This is a genomic window from Agrobacterium sp. El2ro-1b, from assembly GCF_048298475.1.
GTDB classification, from domain to species: domain Bacteria; phylum Pseudomonadota; class Alphaproteobacteria; order Rhizobiales; family Rhizobiaceae; genus Agrobacterium; species Agrobacterium fabrum.
On the sequence record NZ_CP103459.1, the window covers coordinates 2096516 to 2119327 of the forward strand.

The 22812-nt window shown below is 58.0% G+C and carries 18 protein-coding genes and 1 pseudogene; 4 read left to right on the forward strand and 15 right to left on the reverse strand.

Annotated elements, in window-relative coordinates:
• Positions 1–53: 53 nt before the first annotated feature.
• The 4 genes and pseudogenes from ggt to NYR50_RS23635 form a co-directional block, all read right to left on the reverse strand.
• Positions 54–1810: pseudogene (gene ggt, locus NYR50_RS23620) on the reverse strand (gamma-glutamyltransferase).
• A gap of 246 nt (positions 1811–2056) precedes the next feature.
• Complete coding sequence (locus NYR50_RS23625) at positions 2057–3415, reverse strand: sensor histidine kinase (RefSeq protein ID WP_418138230.1); 1359 nt, start codon at positions 3413–3415, stop codon at positions 2057–2059.
• Positions 3412–4077, reverse strand: coding sequence for a response regulator transcription factor (locus NYR50_RS23630; RefSeq protein ID WP_006313598.1), 666 nt, complete (start codon positions 4075–4077; stop codon positions 3412–3414). The genes NYR50_RS23625 and NYR50_RS23630 overlap by 4 nt, the downstream gene beginning before the upstream one ends.
• A gap of 3 nt (positions 4078–4080) precedes the next feature.
• Positions 4081–4536, reverse strand: coding sequence for a PepSY domain-containing protein (locus tag NYR50_RS23635; RefSeq protein ID WP_418138231.1), 456 nt, complete (start codon positions 4534–4536; stop codon positions 4081–4083).
• A 323-nt stretch (positions 4537–4859) separates the two neighbouring features.
• On the opposite strand from NYR50_RS23635, the gene NYR50_RS23640 reads away from it, so the two are divergent.
• On the forward strand, positions 4860–6317 hold the full coding sequence (locus NYR50_RS23640) for a hypothetical protein (RefSeq protein WP_418138232.1): 1458 nt from the start codon (positions 4860–4862) through the stop codon (positions 6315–6317).
• A 109-nt stretch (positions 6318–6426) separates the two neighbouring features.
• Positions 6427–7182, forward strand: coding sequence for a BPL-N domain-containing protein (locus tag NYR50_RS23645; RefSeq protein ID WP_418138233.1), 756 nt, complete (start codon positions 6427–6429; stop codon positions 7180–7182).
• Between the two features lie 246 nt (positions 7183–7428).
• Here the strand turns inward: NYR50_RS23645 and NYR50_RS23650 are convergent, their stop codons facing one another.
• The 11 genes from NYR50_RS23650 to NYR50_RS23700 all read right to left on the reverse strand — a co-directional run bounded on the left by NYR50_RS23650 (position 7429) and on the right by NYR50_RS23700 (position 20119).
• Positions 7429–8676, reverse strand: a complete 1248-nt coding sequence (locus tag NYR50_RS23650; protein ID WP_418138234.1) for a glucarate dehydratase family protein — start codon at positions 8674–8676, stop codon at positions 7429–7431.
• Positions 8676–9473 carry a sugar phosphate isomerase/epimerase family protein gene (locus tag NYR50_RS23655; protein ID WP_418138235.1) on the reverse strand — a complete coding sequence of 266 codons (798 nt, stop codon included), beginning with the start codon at positions 9471–9473 and terminating at the stop codon, positions 8676–8678. The genes NYR50_RS23650 and NYR50_RS23655 overlap by 1 nt, the downstream gene beginning before the upstream one ends.
• Positions 9470–10504, reverse strand: a complete 1035-nt coding sequence (locus NYR50_RS23660; RefSeq protein WP_418138236.1) for a hydroxyacid dehydrogenase — start codon at positions 10502–10504, stop codon at positions 9470–9472. The genes NYR50_RS23655 and NYR50_RS23660 overlap by 4 nt, the downstream gene beginning before the upstream one ends.
• Positions 10501–11670 (reverse strand): SGNH/GDSL hydrolase family protein, encoded by a 1170-nt coding sequence (locus tag NYR50_RS23665; RefSeq protein ID WP_418138237.1) that lies wholly within the window; start codon positions 11668–11670, stop codon positions 10501–10503. The genes NYR50_RS23660 and NYR50_RS23665 overlap by 4 nt, the downstream gene beginning before the upstream one ends.
• Before the next feature lie 16 nt (positions 11671–11686).
• Complete coding sequence (locus NYR50_RS23670) at positions 11687–12436, reverse strand: SDR family NAD(P)-dependent oxidoreductase (RefSeq protein ID WP_418138238.1); 750 nt, start codon at positions 12434–12436, stop codon at positions 11687–11689.
• 15 nt (positions 12437–12451) lie between these two features.
• Positions 12452–14782 (reverse strand): alginate lyase, encoded by a 2331-nt coding sequence (locus NYR50_RS23675; protein WP_418138239.1) that lies wholly within the window; start codon positions 14780–14782, stop codon positions 12452–12454.
• Positions 14783–14853: 71 nt separating this feature from the next.
• Complete coding sequence (locus tag NYR50_RS23680; RefSeq protein ID WP_418138297.1) at positions 14854–16383, reverse strand: sugar ABC transporter permease; 1530 nt, start codon at positions 16381–16383, stop codon at positions 14854–14856.
• Between the two features lie 60 nt (positions 16384–16443).
• Positions 16444–17325, reverse strand: coding sequence for a carbohydrate ABC transporter permease (locus tag NYR50_RS23685; protein WP_003517572.1), 882 nt, complete (start codon positions 17323–17325; stop codon positions 16444–16446).
• An 11-nt stretch (positions 17326–17336) separates the two neighbouring features.
• Positions 17337–18266, reverse strand: coding sequence for an ABC transporter permease (locus tag NYR50_RS23690; protein ID WP_418138240.1), 930 nt, complete (start codon positions 18264–18266; stop codon positions 17337–17339).
• Positions 18263–19378, reverse strand: coding sequence for an ABC transporter ATP-binding protein (locus NYR50_RS23695; RefSeq protein ID WP_230060517.1), 1116 nt, complete (start codon positions 19376–19378; stop codon positions 18263–18265). The genes NYR50_RS23690 and NYR50_RS23695 overlap by 4 nt, the downstream gene beginning before the upstream one ends.
• 30 nt (positions 19379–19408) lie before the next feature.
• Positions 19409–20119 carry a GntR family transcriptional regulator gene (locus tag NYR50_RS23700; RefSeq protein ID WP_418138241.1) on the reverse strand — a complete coding sequence of 237 codons (711 nt, stop codon included), beginning with the start codon at positions 20117–20119 and terminating at the stop codon, positions 19409–19411.
• Positions 20120–20525: 406 nt separating this feature from the next.
• Here NYR50_RS23700 and NYR50_RS23705 point away from each other — a divergent pair, with 406 nt between their 5' ends.
• Together NYR50_RS23705 and NYR50_RS23710 are read left to right on the forward strand one after the other, a co-directional pair.
• Positions 20526–21089 carry a hypothetical protein gene (locus NYR50_RS23705; protein WP_418138242.1) on the forward strand — a complete coding sequence of 188 codons (564 nt, stop codon included), beginning with the start codon at positions 20526–20528 and terminating at the stop codon, positions 21087–21089.
• 269 nt (positions 21090–21358) lie between these two features.
• Positions 21359–22738 (forward strand): enoyl ACP reductase FabMG family protein, encoded by a 1380-nt coding sequence (locus NYR50_RS23710; protein WP_418138243.1) that lies wholly within the window; start codon positions 21359–21361, stop codon positions 22736–22738.
• The last annotated feature ends 74 nt before the right edge of the window (positions 22739–22812 follow it).

A 22812-nucleotide genomic window follows, 5' to 3' on the forward strand; every position in this document is an offset into this window, starting at 1 on the left:
CGTCCTCCATTGGTCAATCTCCTGAGATCGCCGTGTTTCCGCAGTCGGAGCGTTCACTCCCCCATAACGGCTCCCTCACGCCTTGGATCGGCGCTGCCGGCCAAACCTTGCGCAGTGATCTCGATGGCATGCAACCGGAATTCAACTCGCCCGGTTTCACCTCGTAACCGAGCGCTTTCAGCCGCTCGGCCAGATCTTCCGCGCTGGTGTCGGCCTCGATGTCGTAGGTGCCGAAGCGGTTGATGAGGTGCGGCTGGGCGACGATCGCCTCAACCGGCATGCCCCAGTCAATATAGGCGATCAGCGCCTGCGCCACGTAGCCGATGATCTGGCTGCCGCCGGGCGAGCCAATGGCGAGTAGCGGCTTGCCATCCTTCATCACGATAGTCGGCGCCATGGAGGAGCGCGGCCGTTTGCCAGGCTCGACACGGTTGGCGATCGGCAGGCCGCCGTCGTGGGTCTTGAAGGAAAAGTCCGTCAACTCGTTATTGAGCAGGAAGCCGTTCGTCATCAGACGCGAGCCGAAGCCGCTTTCGATCGTGGTCGTCATCGAGACCACGTTGCCCTCCTTGTCGACGATGACAAAATGGCTGGTAGAGGGCAATTCAAGCGCGGCATCCCGGCCGAAAAGCAGCGCGTGGTCCCATTCCGGCTCGCCGGCCTTGACGGCATCTTTCGCCAGCGCCCTTTCGCCATCGAGCAGCTTTGCCCTCTCGCCGAGATAGGTCTTGTCCAGCAGGCCCTTGATCGGTAGCGGCACAAAATCGGTATCAGCGACATAACGCTCGCGGTCGGCGAAGGCGAGGCGCTGCGCATCGCCGATAAGGCGCCAGCTTTCGACGTTTTTCGGCCCCAGGGACTTGAGATCAAAATTCTCCGCCATGCCGAGCATCTGGCCGATGGCGATGCCGCCCGACGATGGCGGCCCCATGCCGCAAACGTCAAGAGCACGATAGGTGAAGCAGACGGGCTCGCGCTCGATGACGCGATAGTTGGAAAGATCGGAGAGCGACAGCACGCCGGGATTGTCGGTCGCCTCGCGCACGGTCTTGACGACCGCCTCGGCAATTCTCCCCTTGTAAAAGGCGTCTGCGCCGCTTTTGGCAAGCGTTGCAAGCGTCTCGGCATAGGCCGGGTTCTTTAACAGGGCACCGGTCTGCAGGGCGGCCCCGGAGGTGTCAAAGAAATAGGACCGGGCCTCTGGATATTTCTTCAACCGGTCGCCCTCGGACGCGATGAGGGAGGCAAGGCGCGGCGACACTTTGAAACCCTCGGTCGCCAGCGTTTCCGCCGGCTTCAGCAGGCTTGCCCAATCCGCCTTTCCATAACGCTTGTGGGCCTCCTCCAGAAGTCGCACCGTTCCCGGCGTGCCAACGGAACGGCCGCCGACCACGGCGTCCATGAATTTAAGCGGCTGACCTTTGTCATCCAGGAAGAGCTTTGGCGTGGCGTCCATCGGCGCCGTCTCCCGGCCGTCCAACGTCGTCAGCTTGCCGCTTTTTGCGTGATAGTAGACGAGGAAAGCACCGCCGCCGAGACCGGAACTCTGCGGTTCAACGAGGCCGAGCACGGTCTGCACAGCCACCATCGCATCGATGGCGTTACCGCCCGCGGCGATCACGTCGCGCCCCGCCTCGGCCGCTAGCGGATTGGCTGCTGCGACCATGAAGCTCCGGGACTCGACACGTCTGGCAGTCGCAACAGCAGTCGCTTTTTCGGGTGCCACCGTGTCAGACGCCTGCTGGGCTGAGGTGATTGCGGTGGAAAGCATCAAGGCGAGAAAAGCCTCACTGAGAAATCTCATTTTCATTAGCCTTATCCTCCAAAGCGGCACGACCCGTTAATGCGAGAAGGGCATCCAACCGGGCCAGCATGCAGGTCGAACCCCGATGAGTGAGGCGCGGATGACTTTACGAACTCTTCCTTCGCTCCCGCAAAGGCCTGGCCTTCGTCTGTATTTCGGTCCAGTCCGCGATAAGCGTCTGATCTCTTCTATTATCTTGCCGCTTTGTTTCAATGACAACCGGCGTTGATGATTTTGCTTGAAGGGTTGAGATCAGACGGGAAGGGGAAGCCTGACGATCACAAGAGTGCCCATGCCTTGCGCGCTTTCAAAGGTGATCGAGCCGTGGTTTATCGCGAGAATTTCTCTTGCAATCGCCAACCCCAGTCCAGAACCACCAACGCTTTCATCGAAGCGCTGGCCGCGTTTCCCTATGAGCTCCAACTCGGATTGCCCGATGCCAGGTCCGTCGTCTTGGACGCGCAACTCCGCAACATAATCTTGCATCGATGCTGACACATGCACTTTCGAAGTCGCCCACTTCGCCGCATTTTCCAGCAATATACCGACCAGCTCAACGAGATCGTTTTCATCGAGATCAACGTCGATGTTCTGCGCCATCTCGATTTGCCAGTGCAGTTGCTCGCCTTCTTTGGTCTTTTTGAGAACGGCGACGGCTCGATTGACGATCGATCCGAGAGGAGCCCGCAAGGTGTGCAGCCTTGCTCTTTGTCTGAGTTTCGACAACTTCAATTGATAGTCTATCCTGCTGTTCATTTCGTCTGAGAGATCGAACAAGACAGACGCAGCGGATGTCTCGCCACGATTTTCTAGCTCGTAGGCAATCGTTGCAAGAACGGACAAGGGCGTTTTCAACCCGTGAGCAAGATCGGAGGCGCGAGCCCGCGCAAATTCTATCGATGTCTCCTGCAGTTTCAACAGTTCGTTGACTTCGGCAACAAGCGGATACACCTCTGTCGGATATTCGCTCCCTAAAGAGGAAGCGGCACCTTTGCGGATAGTTTCGACTTCGCTCTTCAACTGCCGGAACGGCAGAAGGCCAAAACGAATCTGAAAAAGGGCGGCAAGGACAAGCGATGCGCCCAGCACGGTCAATGCCGCGGCCATTTCCCATGCGAATTTACGAATAGTTTCGTCCAGAATTGAACGGTCTTGTGCAACGACGACCTGGTAGCGCCGTTCAAGATTTCGGCCCTTGAACGTCGTCGTTAACGACAGCGCTAACAGGGATTGGCCTGCTGGACCCTCAACACTTGCGAAGTGCTCGCCGTCCGTGTTCTTCGCTCCGGTCTGGAGATTTTTATCCCACAGAGAGCGTGAGCGCAGCGCTTTTTGATTGTCCACGTCAGTGATCTGCCAATAAATACCGCTGAATGGGGTCTCATATCTCGGGTCAGGCAGCTGACGTGTCAGGCGGGGCCGATCTTGTTGTGCATCAAGATCGATGATGGCAATGAGACGTGAGAGCGTCGCGGTAAGATCGGAGCGAACCCCCTTTTCGACGGTTTCGATGAACATGTAGGATATTGCTGATCCCGCGAGTATGAGCGCGAAAAAAATCCATACCGCTCCTGCTACCATCATGCGGGATTTCAGCGATTTTGATTTCATGCGGCATGGCCACCCAGGAGATATCCCAACCCCCGTCGCGTAATGATGATATCGGCACCCAGTCGGCGACGAAGCCGACCAACCAACACCTCGACAGCATTGGACAGACGATCGTCATCCTGTGCATAGAGGTGTTCGGTAATTTCCAACTGCGAGACGACCTTACCCGGCCGGTGCGCCATGAAGGCCAGAAGGCGATACTCCTGCGGAGAAAGCGCAACGGGCAATCCTCCCATGGAGACCTGTTTCAGGCGTGTGTCCAAGGTGTATTGACCTATTGTAATAATCGGCGAGGAAAACCCGGCCGCGCGCCTGACCAGCGCCCGAACACGTGCAACGACCTCTTCCATCCTGAACGGCTTCACGACGTAGTCATCCGCGCCGGATTCGATACCTTCGACCCGTTCACTCCAGTCTCCACGGGCTGTCAGGATGAGAACCGGAGTAGCGCGCCCGTCACGACGCCACCGCTTGAGAATGGTCAATCCATCCAGGCCGGGAAGGCCGAGATCCAGAATGACGGCATCAAATGCCTCCGTTTCTCCCCGGAACCAGGCATCCTCACCGTTTGCCGATAGCTCTGTCACGAAACCGGCCGCCGCGAGTGCGACGGAAAGGGACTGAGCTATCCGTTTGTCATCTTCAGCGACAAGAACGCGCATGGGTCATTTCACTCCAATGAGGCGGCCGTCATGCGCGTCGAATGAGTATCGTCGCAACCGATCGTCATTTTCCAGGACTTTGAGTTCGTACCGGAGACCGTTATGGCGCGGTTTAAGTTCAGCGTCCAAAATGCGACCGTCCGTGAGTGCCTGGGTTTTCGCAGTAATGCTGTCGAGTGAAAGGATATGCTCCCCCTGGAGACTGTTTGGGCCCCCATGATCCTGCTGTTCATCATCCTCGATGCCGTTTGAAAAACCTCGCATCGAACCCGCGGCGTCACTGCCATTATAGACGCCCTCGGCAACGCCGTCGTCGCTTTCGGTCTGCGAAGACGTTTCGCTTTCGGCGCCTCCGTCCGTGTCATCTTCGGCATGGGCACGGGCGTGAAATGCAGCTGAAAGCATCAACGCCAGGACGACGGCGTATCGGACGTATCGCTTTGGGCTCAAGGTTTTCACATTGACCTCCCTGGTCACAGAACCTTTAGACGAATGAAGATGACAATTCGCTGACAACAGCTTCAAGGGGCTGTCAGGTCCAGTCGAATATATCACTGCCCGACGGATTTTTGCTCCGTTGGGTTCAGTGAGGTTCACACATGTTCATCCGCCTGCTTCCAGCCGCCGTATTTGTCGCCGTCTTCTGGATGGTTGCGCTCACGATCCTGGCCACACGAAACACGCCGGGATGGTCCGTAGACGGGCCGTTAAGGTGCCGCGACCGGACATACACGGATTGCGCCCTCCTGCGCTGAGACACGATTGAAACAGGAGATCTGAAAATGCCTAGAAGCAAACTGAAACTTGTGTCGCTCACCCCGCTGTTCGCCGCGCTTGTGGCCAGCCCTCTGGTCCAGCAAACCGTCGCCGTGACCGCGATCGTTTCGCTGTCGACGGGTCAGGCGGTTGCCGGCTCACCCGTCCGCATGAATGCGCCAGCCCTTCTTGGTGACATGCGCAGGTCGCTGGCGGAAATCGCTTTCTCGTTCAGCGAAGCGAAGGGGGACAGCAAGCGTCGCAGCGGGGTGGCAGTGCTCGCTGCTCTGACAGAGGCAACCCGGGCCGTCCAGAGTGTGGAAACCGCAATTGCAGCGCATGACCCGTCGCGCATCTCGCGGGCGACCAAGGCGCTGTCCCATGCGGTCGGTAATCTGCAGACCCGCTATTCACTGTCATCCGCCAAATGCGATGCTGTAACGCGCGCTCTCCAGCGGTTCAACGCAGCCTGGGCAGAATATTCGAGCCGTTTCGTTCTCGCAAAACATAAGGCGTCTGCGGCAAATGCAACGGCGTCGGATGTGCAGGCGCTCAGAAGAAAAGTCGCCGACTTGTCGTATAGAATGCAGCAGCTGGAGGACGATGTCGCCGACAACGCAGCTCTTCGCGGTGAAGTGATCAGGATGCGGCGTGAAATTGCGATAGCGCAGAGCACGCCTGCAAACGCATACGACTATCAAGGCCTTTCATTTACGCTGACCGTCCTGTCCGGATCCTTCGCAGCTCTTTCACTCACCACGAGGGAATATTACCCAAGCTACTATGTGAGTGTCGCGCCTTTTGAGAGCTACCGGTCGATCGACACCTACTGGGACGGATATTATGACGGGTACTATCAAGGTGTCGCCGACAGCTATTACAGCGAACCGATGGTCATCTCGAGCCCGATCATGACCGAAAGCCAAACTGAGACCTACCAGAACGTCACTTATGAAACGATATACAGCGTCACGAACGAGACGACGAACATCTACCAGACCATGCCCGAAGAGGATTTATCGGACGTCGCCGTGGTGCCCGTTCCTCAAGGCGTGAACTTCAGCGTCGAAGACATGTCCGCAAACCAGAAATCGGGTTCACCAGAGGTTGAGGAGTTCAGCAACACAGGGCTTCCCGCCTCTAAAGCAGCTTCCGGGACCAGGCCGGAGGTGCTGCCCGAGAGAAACTCAACGGATCAGGCTCCCGATGTTCCTGATGATCAGGACGAACCGCCGCCGGCTATTCCGTCACCGCTGGAACATCACTCGAACGATGGGAACGCGGGCACGTTTGACGATACCGCAGGCAGTGTATCGCCGGACCATGACGATAAGCCCTGGGCGCCTGAGGACCGGGTATCGCGCGATCATTCAACACCCGATGCTTTGCCGTCTAATGAAAGCACCGGCGAGCCACGCGCGGGTATGCGTGTTCCGGAAGATGAGGCCTCGGAAGAAGAGCCAGTGATGAAGGCCACACCATGAACCGCAGGGCGAAGCGGCGCATTGAACGGCCCTGTCGCCCTGTTCCAGTTTTATGCCCGCTGGTGCCTAATAATAGATTCCACATGCGCGAAATGAGCGAGACGAAAGCATGATCATCAAAACCATTGCCGCCGCACTCACGGTGATTGCTACGACAACGTGGTGTGCATCTTCTTCCAACGCGAGGGAAGGCATCGTTCGAGTTGCGGTTTACCGCGGGCCAGCCAGCTGCGAGGATTGTTCCGAAACCATGCGCAAATCGATAATGGCGCTCGGACCGGAATACCGTGTCGACTACGTCGGCGCGGAAGAGAAGATCGATATTCGTGATGAGACTCTTTCAAAATTTGACATCTATGTTCAGCCAGGCGGAGGCCAGGATATTCCCGCCGCGTTTGAAAGCCTTGGTGAGCAACGGGTCGAGGCGATCCGGAGATTTGTCGAGGCGGGAGGCGGCTTTTACGGCTCGTGCATGGGCGCCTATCTCGCGAGCGGATCGGGGATAGGCCTCATCGATGATGAGCTTGAATCTGAGGTCGGCCGTCCCGGTTTTCCTGTAAGCTCCATCATCAGCACGGCAGTGTCGACGAGTTGGAACGGGGAAAAGCAGACGGTCTTCTTTCAGGATGGTCCGTACATGTCAGAGCCGAAAGACATACGCGGGTTCAAAAAGATTGCCACGTATCAGAACGGCGATATTGCCGCGGCACGTTACCATTTTGGCAATGGAATCGTTGTGCTGACAGGCCCGCATCCGGAGGCAGATGGATCGTGGTTTCACGAAGCGGGCATACCGATTGACAAAATGCCTGATCCCCGTGTGCTCCGTTCCGTTATGGACGAGTTTCGCAGCGAACCGAGGTGATTTTTGTGTGCAACTTTGCCGAAAAATCGCGTGTGGCCCGCAAGCCGCGGCTCACCGCTGCAGAAACGAAGGAATGGCGTCGCACTTTCGTCTGTTGCGGTCTGTGCCGCTATTGTGGCCCAAGCGGTCGTCGCGGCGCTTCTCGGAGCCGCCGCGGGTGGTGAAACGATGGTCAGGATGCAACGGAAAGCGTCTTCGGATGCCAGAAAAGCGAGTACGGCGACGTCGGGGAGGCTTGCAGCAACCTCACCAACGCGGCACAAGTCTTGTGTAATCGGGATCAAAGAGCTTCATGTAAGCCGTGTCGTCGCGTTCTTTCAAGCTGCTCTCGTCATAAAGTGCCGCAAGAGACGCCAGTTTGTTCCTGTCCAGTGACACGCCAAGTCCCGGTTTCGTCGGTAAGCCGAGTTTCCCGTCGCGGAACGTGAATGGTGTCCCCTCGATGACGTCTGTCGCCGTCCAGGGGTAATGGGTGTCGCAGTCGAAGGTGAGATTTGGTGTCGCAGCAGCGGCGTGGACCATCGCCGCGAGTGTGATGCCAAGATGTGAGTTGGAATGCATCGAAAGACCGAGGTCCAGCACTTCGCAGATTTTTGCAAGATGGGATGCGGCGCGAAGGCCGCCCCAGTAGTGATGATCGGAAAGCACTATCTTTACCGCCTTTTTTTCAAAGGCTGCGGCAATGTGATCGAACTCCAGCACGACCATGTTTGTCGCAAGAGGCATTGAGGTTGCGGCGGCCACTTGCGCCATCTGGTCCATGCCCAGGACCGGGTCTTCCAGATATTCCAGAACATTCTCCAGCTTGCGCGCCACATAGATCGCAGTCTCGACCGTCCAGCCTCCATTTGGGTCAATGCGCAGAGGATGGCGCGGAAAGGCTTCTCGAAGCTTCAGCATAGTTTCGATTTCAAGGTCGGGATGGAGTACGCCGCCCTTGAGCTTCAGCGATTGGAAGCCGTGGTTCTCGACCATTCTGCGCGCTTCCCCAACCATCTGGTCAGGTGTGAGAACCTCTCCCCATTCGTCTGGCGCTTCTCCGATATGCCCCGCAAACTTGAAAAACAGATAGGCGCTGAATGGTACACTGGTCCGAACAGCACCGCCGAGGAGGTCGCATACGGGGCGACCGAGAAGCTTGCCTTGAATGTCAAGACAGGGAACTTCAAAGGCAGATGCGACCACATCCGTCAGCTTGTGATCGGCGACGGCTGATTTGGCGTTGATACCACCACCGCCCGGCAAGGCGGCTATGATCCGGGACTTCAGTTCGTGCAGATGAAATGGATCCAGTCCGATGAGTGCCGGAGCAGCGCGCCGCAGACCTTCCAGCGCTTTGATACTTCCGTAACTTTCCCCGAGGCCGACCGTACCGTCATCGCATATGACCTCGATGACGGTGCGCAGTGCATGCGGCTGATGGACACCTTTGCAGTTTAAAAGTGGCCTGTCGGGAATGGCGACCGGTGTGAGGTGAATTTCGGCTATGCGCATCAGGAGACTCCTTTTCGCCACCAGCTGTGCGCAGCCTTCAGCGCATCTGCGAGCGGGGGCAGTTGGGGATGCCAGTGGCGTTCCCATTCCAGACTGAGAGGGATTTGCCGTTCATACGGCAGAAGAAGCGAAAGCAATTCTGATATGGGAAACTGGCCTTGCCCTGGCAAAACGTAGCGCCGTTTTCCGTCGCTATCCATCATGCTGTCCTTGACGTGCAGATGGACGACGTTTCTTTCGATCTGACGCCAAACCATTTTGAGATCGGAGCCTTTTGCCCAGGTGTGGTGGGTGTCCCACAATATCCGGGCGGCCGGCACCTGCTCGATGAAGGTGAGAAGCTGCCCGAAATCCGAAAGCGCATCATGGGTTTCGATCATCAGGTCGACGTTCAGTCCACGTATCTGTCTAAGGGCTTGCCAATTATCCAGCAGTGTCGCCGAACGGTCCAAATCTTCCGCCCCAATTTTCTTGCCGCCGTCGAATATCCGCAGATAGGCGACGTTGGCAGCCTCCGCCCAGTCGATGAAGGGCTCGATCTCGGAGAGACTGTCGCTTCCAAACAACCGCATGGATGTGTTGAGAGCGGCAACCCTGAGGTTGCGCTCCCTCAGGAAGGTGGCAAATCGGGCAGGTGTGCCAAATTCGGCAGTGAGTGCAGCTATAAGGTCTATGGTGCCGGATAGTGCGCGCAATTCCACACTTGTTATGCCATGGCGCTCTGCCAGATCGGCCGTCTCGTGCAGGTTGAGCTCGGAGCAGCCAAGGGTCGAAAAGCAATAGTCGGAACCACTCATGCCATACGCTCCATATCCTGCTTGTGGACCGGGTGGAGGGGCGCAAGTCCCGCCACGAAGCGTTCAATTTCGGTAATGGCCAGATCGGAAAGTGCGCGCAATTCATTGCCCAATGCCCCGGCTATATGGGGGGTGAGCACGACATTGGGCAGATCGTAAAACGGGCTGTCCTTGGGCAAGGGCTCGGGTTCGGGCGTGTCGATCAGGATACGCAGCCGCCCGGAAAGCGCCTCGGCCAGCAATGCATCGTGATCGACGAGCCAGCCCCGCGCGGTGTTGATGAAGATGGCATGGTCCGCCATCAGCGCCAGTTCGCGGGCGCCGATCATATGGTGCGTTTCCGGCAGGATCGGCGCGTGCAGTGAAACGACGTCCGACCAAGCGAGAAGCTCGTCCAGTTCGGCCTTCTTCGCGCCAAGGGATACGGCCTCCTCCGCCGACAGAAAGGGATCGTAGACGGCAATCTCGAATTTGCCGCGCGCCAGCATCTCCATCACCAGCCGCCCGATGCGCGAGGCGCCGACAATGCCAACCTTGCGGGCATGATTGCCGAGATAGGGCAGGCTTCTGCCGCGCCTGCTGCCAAAAACGCCGGTGCCGCGCTCTGTTCTATGTTCATCCCGCAATCGAAACACATCCTTGCCGCACATGATGATTGCCGCATAGGTGAATTCGGCAACCGGCACGGCCATGGCGGAAGCTGCTGTCGTGACCAGAATATCCGACGTCTCCCAGAATTCTGCGGGCGCAACCATCCGCACCGATGATGCCGCATAGGCCAGCATTTTCAGCCGCGGCGCGCGTGAAAGTCGTTCGCGTGTCAGGGATGGCGTACCCCAGGCAGCGAGCAGAATATCCGCTTCGGCGAGGGCTTCGGCACCGTCAGCCGTGTCGAAATCCGCATGGGGAAAACCCGGAATAATGTCCGCTACGGCATTCAGCCTTGCCCATTCGGGCGGACCGAAGAAGCCTTCTGGAAGCTCGCTACGCATCGCAATTAGCAGGCGTGGTTTGTCCTGAGAATGTTTCATGCGCGCACCGGATTTGAAATGGGGTGGATGTCGATGCAGGAAACATCGATCTCGATCGGTTGAGAACCGGGCTGCAGGATCACGTCGAGAAAAAGCTCAGGCGGTGCTTTGCCCGGCCGCAGTTTCAGGGGAGGGGTTCTTAACGCGCCTTTCCAATGTCCGGATGGAAAGGAAAAGAGCCTGCCGTCATCGGCACGAAACGGTGCCAGCGCTGTCGCCGTCTGTCCTTCGGCTGCGACATCTTTCAGTCGCAGCGATATCCCGAGGACACGATCATGCGCCGGTACCTCCACATCGCAGATAGTCTCCACCCATACGCCCGTGCCGGGGTGGACAAGCTGCCCGCCGAGACGATGGTTCTGCTCACCTGTTTCGGTGACGGTCCGGGCCGAGAGGTCCGATGCGAGATTGCCGGCTGGATTGTTGACCGGATCGAAGCGGTCATCTCTTGACAGGAGCCGGACCGGCGCACGGGGCACGATCGTTTCGAGATAGTCCGCCAGCAATTGCCCGACGGCAAAGGCGCCGGGCACGGAAAAATGGGTTCCGTCATCGGAATAGCCGGGATATGGCTCGCCGAATTCGCTGTCAGGATCGACCCAAGCCGCATTCCAGTCGAAAACATGGCAATTGGCGTTGTTGGCTGCAAATTCGGCGCTCTGCCGGTTGATCCAGTGGGCCTTTGCCCGCTCTGCGCCACCTGCGGGCCATTTCCCCACGCTTCGCGCCAGAATGGGAAGCAGGATCACGGTCTTGCCGGCGGCGAGCAGGACTGAGGCGATCCTTGCTCGCGTATCTGCAATCGTCTGGCGCGTTTCCACCATCATGTCGTTGGTGCCGGCATCGACGATGACCAGATCGAAATCCGATTGCAGCAACCGCGGCAATCGGCGTTCGATCTCGACCGCCTTCTGGCCGGAAACTCCGAAATTGAGACCGGAAAAGAAGCGGCTGATGCCCGGCCGGTTGCTCGGCTCCCAGCCGGGCGGCGCGGAAGGGTCGTGATGGACCGGGCAGCAAAGCCTGCCATGCGACAGGACCTCGGCCCAGCTCATCCAGCCGCGTGCCGATGTGGCAAGCGAGCTGGCGTCACCAATATGGTTCTGCTGGACGAGCGAGGTGCCGAGAATAGCAATTCGGCCAGCCCGGGGGAGCGTTACCGACATGAGGCGATCCGGATCATCAGGAGAACAGGACGCCGCCGTTGATGTCGTAGCAGGCGCCGGTGACATAGGCGGCATCGCCAGACGCGAGGAAGGCCACCAGACCGGCGACGTCTTCGCTCGACCCTTCGCGCTTGAGCGACGTCGCGCCGGCCACCCGTTCGCGCACCTCCGGCTTGGTGAAGGTATCGTGGAAGGTGGTGGAGATCATGCCGGGGCAAACGGCGTTGACGCGGATTTTGGGGCCGACTTCCTTGGCAAGTCCACGGGTGAAGGTCATCACGGCACCCTTGGAAGTGGCATAGGCAAGAGCGCCCGGGCCGCCGCCATCACGACCGGCCTGCGACGAGAAAGTGACGATCGCGCCGCCCTTGGCCATTTTCGGCAATGCGGCCTTCGCCGTCAGGAACAGCGATGTCAGATTGACGTCGAGGACCTGATGCCAGAAGGCTTCATCCATCTCTGCGATTGTCTTGCGGGCGATCAGGCCGCCGGCAACATGGACGAGGCCGTGGATCTCCCCAAATTTGTCCGCAGCCGCAGAAATTGCTGCCTCGACTTCGGTGGCGTTTGTGAGATCCGCCTTGATCGCCAGAGCCGAGCGGCCAAGCTTTTCGATTTCGGCAACGGCTGTGGCCGCACCTTCTGCCGCGCCGTTATAGGTAAGAACGACATTGGCGCCTTCCTGTGCGAAACGGATGGCGCATGCCCGGCCGATATCCCGGCCGGCCCCGGCGACAACGATGGTTCTGTTGGTAAAACGCTGCATTGGAAACCTCGTGTGTTAGAACTGCTTGGGAAGGGAGAGCTTGAAACGCTCGTCATCGACATCGCTGAAGTAGATGTCGGTGGAAAAACCCTGATCGTCGATGAAGCTGAAAATGCGCTTCGGCTCCTTCAGGCTGTAAGGCACGAGAAGGGTGACAAGGCGATGCCGGGTGGCGGCCGGAACCGTGGTGCAGACATGGTGGTGTATGTCTAGCCCTTCGAATTCTTTCGGGTCGATATCGGGAAAACCTTCCACAGCGCTGATTTGCGGCGTGCCGCCCGAAGAGTAAACGAACTGTCCGTAGAAACCGGCTTTCTGGCCATTATAGCGGAAGCTCGACCTGCCGGTCTGCGGCGCTCCGAGTGTATGGCAAAGCCATTGCAGTTCCTGGGGTTCGGAACATTCGACTTCGTCGACGATCACGAAATAGCTGTCATTGACGAAGTGGATTTCGCGCAGCACCTTTTGAACCAGCGGGTTCGCAACCTGGTAGGCGGCGGTCGCATCGCCGACGATGCGAACATGTCCCGGCAGTTCCTCCACCGAGACGATGCGGCCGGCGGCGCGGCGGGCAAGCGCCTTGTCCTTTTCCGCATATTGGCCTTTGCCGCCGATCAGCACGGCATTTTTCGACCGTGTCTGACGGCGCCAATTCAGATGCATCTGCGAATTGAACGCCACGTAATAACCGGACTGGATCGCCAGATCCTCGCCATGGGCATAAAGCACAAAGGCATTCTGGTCGCCGTGACTGTGGCTGAGCGAACCGTAAGGGCTGGATTTGAAGACGAACTGCAGGTGCCTGTCCGGGTCTTCCATGTCTTTCTGGATGGTCGCCCAACCGATATCATCGAAAACGGCGAGTGCCGGCAGGTCGGCGGGAGACACGGATTCCACCTGCGGGTAATCGTGGCGATAGACGAGATCGTCGAAGTTCAGGTCCCACCAGCCGTAATTGTAAAAGGCCATTTCCGTGCCTGTTGCATCGGCCTTGATGTGATCGAAATACCACTGGTAGTGGCCGTTGCCGGTGACGCCGGCAAATTGCCGGACATTGTAGCCCAGCTTCAGGCCGGGAAGGTCGCCAAGGGTGGAGTCGTCGCCGAAGTTGGCGCGGCGGGTTCCCGGCGCCTTGGTGTAGAGCGGGAAGCGGCCGGTATTCTGGAAAAAAGGCCGTTGATAAAGGTCATAACCGATATAGGAGCGGATCAGATTGGCGGCCTCGATGAGATAGGCCATGCCGGTCATCCAGTAATGCGGACCTTCCGCCCAACCACCATCGGTTCCCGCCCAGGGAGAATAGAGCGTGGCAAGGAATTCGACGGTATAGTCGAGCCATTCGCCAGCCTCGTCGCTTTCACCCTGAAGTGCGATACAGGCCGGCGTCAATACAGCCGAAAGCGAGCGCACCGCATGGCTGTCATAGGGAAAGACGTGAATGCGGGCGTGTGCGATGACATGATCGGCAACTTCCCGCGTCCGTTCGAGAAGAACAGACCGCACGGTCCTGCGTTCGTCTTCGCTCAGATGATCGTACAGCCAGTCATAACCCCAGGCGAGTGCGACGACGACGCGGAACCCCGCCTCGTCATTATAGGCGCGCGAGGTCGCACCTTTCGTGTCCCAGGCGGCGACGGCCAGCAGCCATTTGCGGGATGCATCGAGAAGGTCGTCACGCCCGAGCACGCGGCCGGCGATGGCCAGGTGCCGGATCGCATAGATCACTTCCTGGCAGTCTATATACATCTGCCGCCAGAGCGTGGCGACACGCGTGTTGTTGGGATAGGGCTCCGGTTCCGACATAACCGGCCGCTGCAGCCATGGTTCAACCGATTTTTCGTAGAATTCGGCCCAACCGCAATGGTTGGGGTCCTTCGCAACGGCATCGGCGAAGGCACTCAATTGCTCGGAGTTGAGCCATAGCCGCGGGTGGCTGGTTTGCGCGGCGGCGTGGCGGGCAGACCTGCCGGGCAGCGGCGTTTTCGGCAGTGCGGCACCGATCTCGAAACTGCGCACGGCGCTCCAGTTGGAATTCGGCATTGCGGATTTCTGATCCCACAGCGCATAACACCAGTGATAATGGCCGTCCGGCAGTGCATCATCCGGGGTGAAAAAATTCCAGGCCAGATCCTCGAAGACGAGCGTTTTTTTGTCTGTAAAACCGGGATCGGTCGAAATGCGCAGTGCGTAACGCGCGCCGTCGTCGATATCGGGTAGCCATGAAAAGCGTGGAGGGTTCTCCGTCGGTTGTGCTTCTTCGCTCGGCTCGTAGCCAATGGTCAATGAGCCCGGGCGGGGTTCATCGAGAAGTGTCTGTCTGGAGATGGCCGGGGCAGAGGGACGCATTGCGCTCTAACTCCTATGAAAACAGAAGGGAAAGGATGGCGGCGACAAGGCCGCCATCATGGTCGGAGGGTTTATTGCGCCGCCTTGTACTGGCGGTCATAGGCCGACTGCATCATCTTGATGACCTCGTCGTAACCAAGAGCGGTGAGGCGCTTCTTGTAGGCGTCCCAGCCGGTATCGACGTCCTGCGCGCCGAGAATCCAGGTCTGCTGCATCTCGGTCATGTAGGTGAGGATGCTAGGCCAGTAGCGGTCGAAGGTCGCTTTTTCCTCGGCGTTCAGGGAAGCGCCCATGAACTCGTCCTTGAGGCAGTTGCACTTCTCGTAGAGGTCGATGCCCTCAAGCGCGATCTTGTTCGTCCACTGCCGCTCATATTCGTAATCCATCCAATATCCGCGCGGGATCGCCGCACCGACCGCCCATAGCTGGGCATTGACCGGATCCTTGTTGTCGAGGATTTCCTTCTTGAACTGCGGTTTGCCATCGACCATTTCGTAGGTCAGACCCTCAACGCCGAAATTCGACAGGATGCGGCCTTGCTGCGAGAACCAGAAGTCGAAATATTTGATGGTTTCGATGGGGTGTTCATTGGTCGCCGAAATGGCCCAGCCGACGGGCTGGACACGCAGGCGCCGGGAATCCTCGAAGCGTTGGCCCGAGGCGGTCTTGGGCGGAAGCATCGGCTTCAGCGCAAAGCCTTCAATCTTGGGCGACAGGGCGTCATTGTAGGTCGAGGTGCTGGCGAACCAGTCATGCGTCATGCCGCCGAGATTGTTGCCCAGCAGATATTCGCGCGAACGGGCGCCGCGGGTGAAAATCTCCTTGTCGATCAGGCCTTCCTTGTACCACTTGGCGACATTGGAAATGCCCGTCTTGTAGTTTTCCTCCGCCCACGGGTGACGCAGCTGCCCGTCGTAAACGGCAAAGTCGCCATAACGTTCGGATCCCGACACACGGGCGTCCCACAGGTTGATGAGGCGGACGGCATCGATTTCCTCCCGCGCAAAATAAGGCACTTCATCCTTGAGACCATTGCCGTTCGGGTCCTTGTCGCGGAAGGCTTTCAGAACTTCGTAGACCTCTTCCGGTGTCTCCGGCTGCTTCAGGCCGAGCTTGTCGAGCCAATCCTGGCGGATGAACCAGCCGCGCGAGAACTTGCCATCAGGCACATAGGGGATGAAATAAAGCTTGCCGTCCGGTCCGGAAATCGCATTGCGGATTTCCTTATGGCTGTCGAAGAATGCCTTGAGGTTGGGGGCGTTTTCCTCAATCAGCTCATCAAGCGGAATGAACGCGCCCTCCAGTCCGTAGCGGATGAAATCCTCCTTCAAGCCACCGGTGGCGTCACCGCCAACGATGTCGGGAAGGTTGCCCGAAGCGATCAGAAGATTGAAGGCGTCGCGGCTGCTGGTGGTCGCCAGGGATGCAACATTGCGGACATGGATATTGGTGATTTCCGCAGCCTTCTGTTCCACCGGCCATTTTTCCGAATAGACGTATTTGTCGCGGAAGTGGAAATGGATGGTCAGTTCCAGCGGGTCTTCGGTGATCTTGCCTGAATCCTGCGCCGATACCGGTAAGGCCAGGGTTGCGGCTGTCATCAACGCCAGTAGGGGCGCGCCTTTTCGTAGTGCTCTCACAGGTTCTCCTCCCTTGTGCTGCTACTCTTTGACTCCGCCCAGCAGAATTCCTTTGGTGAAATACTTCTGCGCGTAGGGGTAAATGATGAGGACGGGAATGATGGAAGCGATCATGATCGCTGATGTCACCGTCTCGAACGAATAGTGGGCGGTCAGCAGGCTCGAGGCGAATTCGTCATTGGAATTGAGATCGACGATGACGCGCTTCAGATAGACCTGAAGCGGGATTTTCTCCTCGCCGCGCAGCAGCACCATCGCCCAGAAATAACCGTTCCAGCGCGATACGATGCAGAACAGCGCCACCGTGACGATTGCGGGCTTCGACAGCGGAATGAATACCTTCCACAGCAGCTGCAATTCGCTCGCGCCATCCATCTTGGCTGCCTCTTCGAAGGATTTCGGCACGGCTTCGAAAAAATTGCGCAGCAGGATGACGTTGAAGGCATTGGCCGCGAAACCGAGGATGATGCCGAAGCGGCTGTCGAGAAGCCCGAGATCGCGCATATTCAGGAAGAACGGGATCATGCCGGCGTTGAACCAGAGCGTGAACGCGATGGCGATGTTGAAGAATGTGCGGCCACGCAGGCGTTTGCGCGAAAGGGCATAGGCGCCGGGTATCATGATCAGCAGGCTCATCAGCGTGCCGCCGAAGGTGTAGATGAAGGTGTTGCCATAGGCGACCCAGAACATCCTGTCGGACAAAACCCGGTCATAGGCGGCAAGCGTGACATCGACGGGCCAGAGGGTGACGCGGCCTGCGGTGACGGCGGCGCCCGAGGAGAGCGAGACCGACAGCACATAGATGAAGGGATAGAGTGTCGACAGGACGAACAGGCCGAGAAGAATGGCGTTTGCCCAGCCGAAAATCCTGTCACCACGGGAATAGAGATTGAAGTTTGCCATGTGTCAGCTCCTCACCACAGCGATGTCGACGAGACTTTTCGGCTGATGCGATTTGCCGAATAGACGAGGACGAAGGCGATGACCGCGTTGAACAGGCCGGCGGCAGTCGCAAGATCGTATTGGGTGCCTTGCAGGCCGGTGCGGTAAATGAAGGTGGAAACGACGTCCGCCGTCTCGTAGGTCGATGGGCGATAGAGCAGGATGATATATTCGAACCCGACTTCGACCAGATTGCCGATGCGGATGATCAGCATGATCACGATTGTCGGCAGGATGCAGGGCAGGGTGATACGCCACATCATCTGCCAGCGCGACGCGCCATCCACCCGGGCGGATTCGTAAAGTGTCGGGCTTACGCCGGCGATGGCTGCGAGATAGACGATGGATTCGAAGCCTGCCTCTTTCCAGACCGACGAGCCGATGTAGATGGGACGGAACCATTGCGGCTGGGTCAGGAAATAGATCGGCTCAAACCCAAGGCCTTTGAGCATAAGATTGACGATGCCGATCGAGGGCGAGAGGAAATTGATGACGATGCCGGCGACGATCACCACCGAAATGAAGTGCGGCAGGTAAACGACGGTCTGCGCCCAGCTGCGGGCAATGCCGTTCTGAACCTCGTTGAACATCAGGGCCAGAATGATCGGCACCGGAAAGGCGAAGATCAGGCCGAGGCCGCTGATGGTGATGGTGTTCCAGAAGGAACGCACGAACATGTCGTTGTGGAAGAGCTCCACGAAATTCGCAAAACCGACCCAGGGGCTCTTTTCGATGCCGCGGAAAATCGAGAAATCCTGGAATGCGATGACCAATCCGTACATGGGTTTGTAGAGGAAAACCGCAAACCAGATGAGCATTGGCGCCAGCAGCAGGTAGAGCTGCCAATCACGGCGCACGTCTTCCTGAAGGTCGTGAAGGCGCCCTTGAAAATCCTGTTTCATGGCTGCGCTCCATCCCGGATTTTGAGCGATCTTCCGGTCGCCGCGTCAAAGACGTGGACGCGGGCGGTATCGATGGAAAGCCGGCTGACGCCGTTAAGGGCATGATCGCCATAAAGCGTTTCGGCTTTGGCGATAAATGGCTGGCCATCCGCCTTTCCATGCAGCAGTGCTTCAGCGCCCAGCGGCTCCACAAGGTCAATGCTGCAATGGAGAACCTCGCGGCCATCGCTATCTTCCACCGACATGATTTCCGGCCGCAGGCCGAGCTTGACGGTCTGTCCTTCGGTTGCGTTCTTCGCGAAGGCATCGGGGATGCTGAAGCGCTGCCCGGAGCCGCCCGTGAGCCTGACCTTCACGGTGCCATCCTGCTTTTCGATGGTTCCGTCGAGTAGGTTCATTGGTGGCGAGCCGATGAAGCTTGCGACAAATGTGTTCGCCGGTTCGAGGAAAACCTCCATTGGCGAGCCGACCTGTTCGATATGGCCGCCATTCATGATGACGATGCGGTCGGCAAGCGTCATCGCCTCCACCTGGTCGTGGGTCACGTAGATGCTGGTGGCCTGCATCCGTTTGTGCAGCAGCTTGATCTCGGCGCGCATATGGGTGCGCAGCTTGGCGTCAAGATTGGAGAGGGGTTCGTCGAACAGGAAGATTTTCGGTTGGCGCACGATGGCGCGGCCCATGGCGACGCGCTGGCGCTGGCCACCGGAAAGATCGGCCGGCTTGCGGGCCAGATATTCGGTAAGTCCCAATATCTGTGCGGCTTCCGCAACGGCCTTGTCGACGACGGCCCGTTTCTCGCCCCTGACGCGCAGGCCGAACGCGATGTTCTCGGCCACGCTCAGATGGGGGTAGAGCGCATAGTTCTGGAATACCATGGCGACATCGCGGTCTTTCGGCGCGACCTTGTTGACCACCCGGCCGTCCATCGAAACGGTGCCGTCCGAGATGTCCTCCAGTCCGGCGAGCATACGCAGCGTGGTGGATTTTCCGCATCCCGAAGGACCAACGAGGACAACGAATTCCTGCGGCTGTATGGAAAGATTGATACCGTGGACGACCTCGAGTGCGCCATAGCGCTTGACGACGTCGTTGATTTGAACTGCAGACATGAAAGGCCCCTCCTCAAAAGCCTCGTATGGTCAGTCAGGCGTCTTCGACCCCCGCGATGCGCGCTTCCTCGTGACGCGCGTGTTGACCTGCTCGATGAAGGTCCAGATCTTCGGGTTCTTGGAGAGTTCTGCGATTTTGGTTTCGAGTGACCCGAGATGGCGCTGGACGGCTTCGCGTGCCGCCTCGACGTCGCCTGACTCGATTCCATCCACGATTGCCTCGTGCTCCTCGATAACCTTTTCTGTGCGTCTGACCGCAAATACGCGTTTCAGATGCCGCATACGGTCCATTTCGCCCTTGGCCTGGTTGACCACGCTCCAGGCGCCCGGAAGGCGCGCGGCTGCAAAGATGGTCTTGTGGAATTCCTCGTCAAGCAGGAAGAAATTCGTGAATTCTTCGTCTTTTGCAGCAATGCGCTGATTTGAGAGGCAGGTCTTGAGGCGCGCGATATCTTCAAGCGAATGGCGCTTCGTAGCCTCTATGACCGCGCCCTCTTCCAGTTTGAACCGTATGAAGCAGGCTTCCATGTACCGCTGCACATCGATCGGTGAGATGTATGTACCACCCTGTGGAACAACGGTGACGAAGCCCTCTTCCGACAGGCGGATGATCGCTTCGCGTACAGGCGTTTTGCTGACATTCAAAAGTGCGGCGATCTCTTTTTCCGACACTGCTCGCCCAGGAAGCAGCTTGACTTCCACAATGAGCTTGCGGAGCAGCGCATGGATCCGATTGGTCATGTTGCCGCCCTCCGGCAATTCGTCGGGAGTGACCAACTCGGACAGGGGCAAGGACGGAAACTCAAGGGACTCAGACATATCAAATCCATAACTGAGATATCAGAATAGGTTCTGACATATCGGAATGCGAAATTTCTGTCAAGCGGTCGGTTTGTCGCGATATCGGCCCAAAGGATGAATTGTAGTGCGTAACTGGTTCGAGGAGCGAAATGGCTGGAACCAGGTAAACTTCGTGAAAGTGCTCGCAACGGCACGATCTGAACCCACCCTGGCTTTACCGCAGACAGTTTGATTTGAGTTATGCGCTGGTGCGTCCAGTATGGCGTGATATCGTTCTTCGGCCACGACCGGAGGGATGTTTCCGATGGCGCCAGAAGGGGGGCTTCGGACGTGGCGGTTTGATTCCATGGACGATGACGAATCGGAGAAGAGAATGAGGAACGCATGGCGAGCAGGTCCGTTTCGGTATCTTGAGGTGTCGACCATCGGCAGCTTTTGCTCTGCATTTTTGAGTTTCGGGGTGGCCATGGCAACGCCGGCGGACATGACGGCGGAGCGCCTTCTCAACATCTGTGAAGCGCCCACCATGCAGGCCGCGATGATCAAAGGTGACGAACTTGGCTGGCCGCGGCTGACCGATGCGGAAACGGAGGAATGGCGTCGTAGTTTCGTCGCCTATAATGGGGGTTCAGTGGTGGTCGTGGGCTGGTGGGGCGAGAACGCCGGCAGAGCCGAGTCATTGTCTTTTTGGGTTGCGACTGGTCCAAACGGACACAAGGCATGCGCTTATTCCACGGCAAGGCCTGCCGGTTTTCTGGATGCCTTGTCGGAGCGGCTTGGTGCACCGGATAATCTCGACAAGAATGACGCGATCGAAAGTACGACAGCCTGGTGGAAACGAGGTGCGGTCGAGTATTCTTTTGTCCAGATCGGCTCATCCGCCGTCGTCAATATCCGTTCAAGTCAGTGAGGCAGTGGCGTAGACCTCAGGTAAATTGTCACGTAATCCGGCAGACCGCTTCAAAACGCGATACACAAAAGCTTTCAATTTTTTCGCGAGATAATACCGCTGGAACTGAAGGCGAAGGTCGAAAGCCAAGTGCGGATGCAGACCGACTTCACGTTTTGAAATGAACGGTCACCGAAAATGAGTTCCCATTTTGTGTCATCGCGGTCATGTATTCGGGAAAGTTCGTATGGGCGCTTGCTCGACGACACACGAATTGAAGAGCTGACACTATGGAAAATCCGGTTGCACTGAATCGTCTCTCCGAAAACACGGTCTTCCGTAAAGGCGATGTTTTCGTACTCTTCGGCGAACTGTTCGGTCGCGGATACGCCACCGGCTTGCTGGACGAAGCCAGACGGGCCGGAATGGAGATTGTGGGGATCACCGTCGGGCGGCGCGACGAGAATAACGCATTGCGGCCGCTTAACGCCGAGGAACTGTCTTCGGCGGAGGCCCAGCTGGGCGGCAGGATTATCAACATACCTCTTATGGCGGGTTTTGATCTCGACGCGCCGGCAGGCGGCCCCACTCCCACCGATCTCCTGGCAAAGATGACGCTTGAGAGCTGGGAACACGACAAGCTCGACTGGGACTATGTCGGGCAATGCCGCGACATCGCCGCGGCGCGTTTTACGGAGTCGCTTTCAAAGGTCATGGCCGTTCTAGATGGAATGATCGCCGATGGCCGCAATGTTTTCTTCGCCCACACAATGGCCGGGGGCATTCCGAAGGCGAAGGTATTCCTGGTCGTCGCCAATCGAATCTACAAGGGAACCGGCGCTCGCCACATGTCGTCGCAGACCTTGCTCGACAGTGACATGGGAAAGCTCATTCTACAGAATTTTGAGGATGTCTCCGCAAACACCTTTCGTTATCTCCTTGATTTCAGCGCGGCGATCCGCGAGCGCGTGGAAGCTTCGGGCGGTCAGGTACGATATACGGCCTATGGTTACCACGGATCGGCGGTCCTCATTGACGGAAGCTATCGTTGGCAGACCTACACCAACTACACCCAGGGTTATGCGAAGATGCGGCTCGAAGGCATTGCAGAGCAAGCCTGGGCGAAAGGGATCAAGGCAACTGTCTATAACTGCCCCGAAATCCGCACCAATTCGTCCGATGTGTTCACGGGCATCGAGCTGCCCCTGATACCGCTGCTGCTTGCTTTGAAGAAAGAAAACGGTGGCCCGTGGGCAGATGAACAGTGGCAGGCGTGCCAGCAGCTTCTGGCCGACGGTTTAACCATGAACGATGTTTTCCGGAAGATCACCGACATGCAGGCCAGCGAGGTCATGCGTCCGTTCTATGATTTTTCGGCATGGCCCATGGCAAACAGCCAGGCACAGGCCGATCTGACCATTGGCACGTCAAACGAAATCACCCAGATGCATCGGGATGGCAAGGTGATGATCAGCGACCTCCTGAGCGGTCTCGTGGTGAAGTCAACCGGGCAGCTAATTTTCGGCGAATCGTCCGAACCCTCCGGTCCCGTCCTGTGGCTCAACCACGATATCGTGGCTCGGCGACTTAACGCTTCCCACCCGCATTCGAAGTCTCCCGCGCCGCTTGCCGCGCAGGGAATGGAGCCCTCGCAAGTTGAGATGGCATGAAGGCTTCCGAGCTTAGCTTGGAAGCTGGGTGTTTTGGGCATAAAGCGACGAACTAGCGACGGGAAACGCCCTCA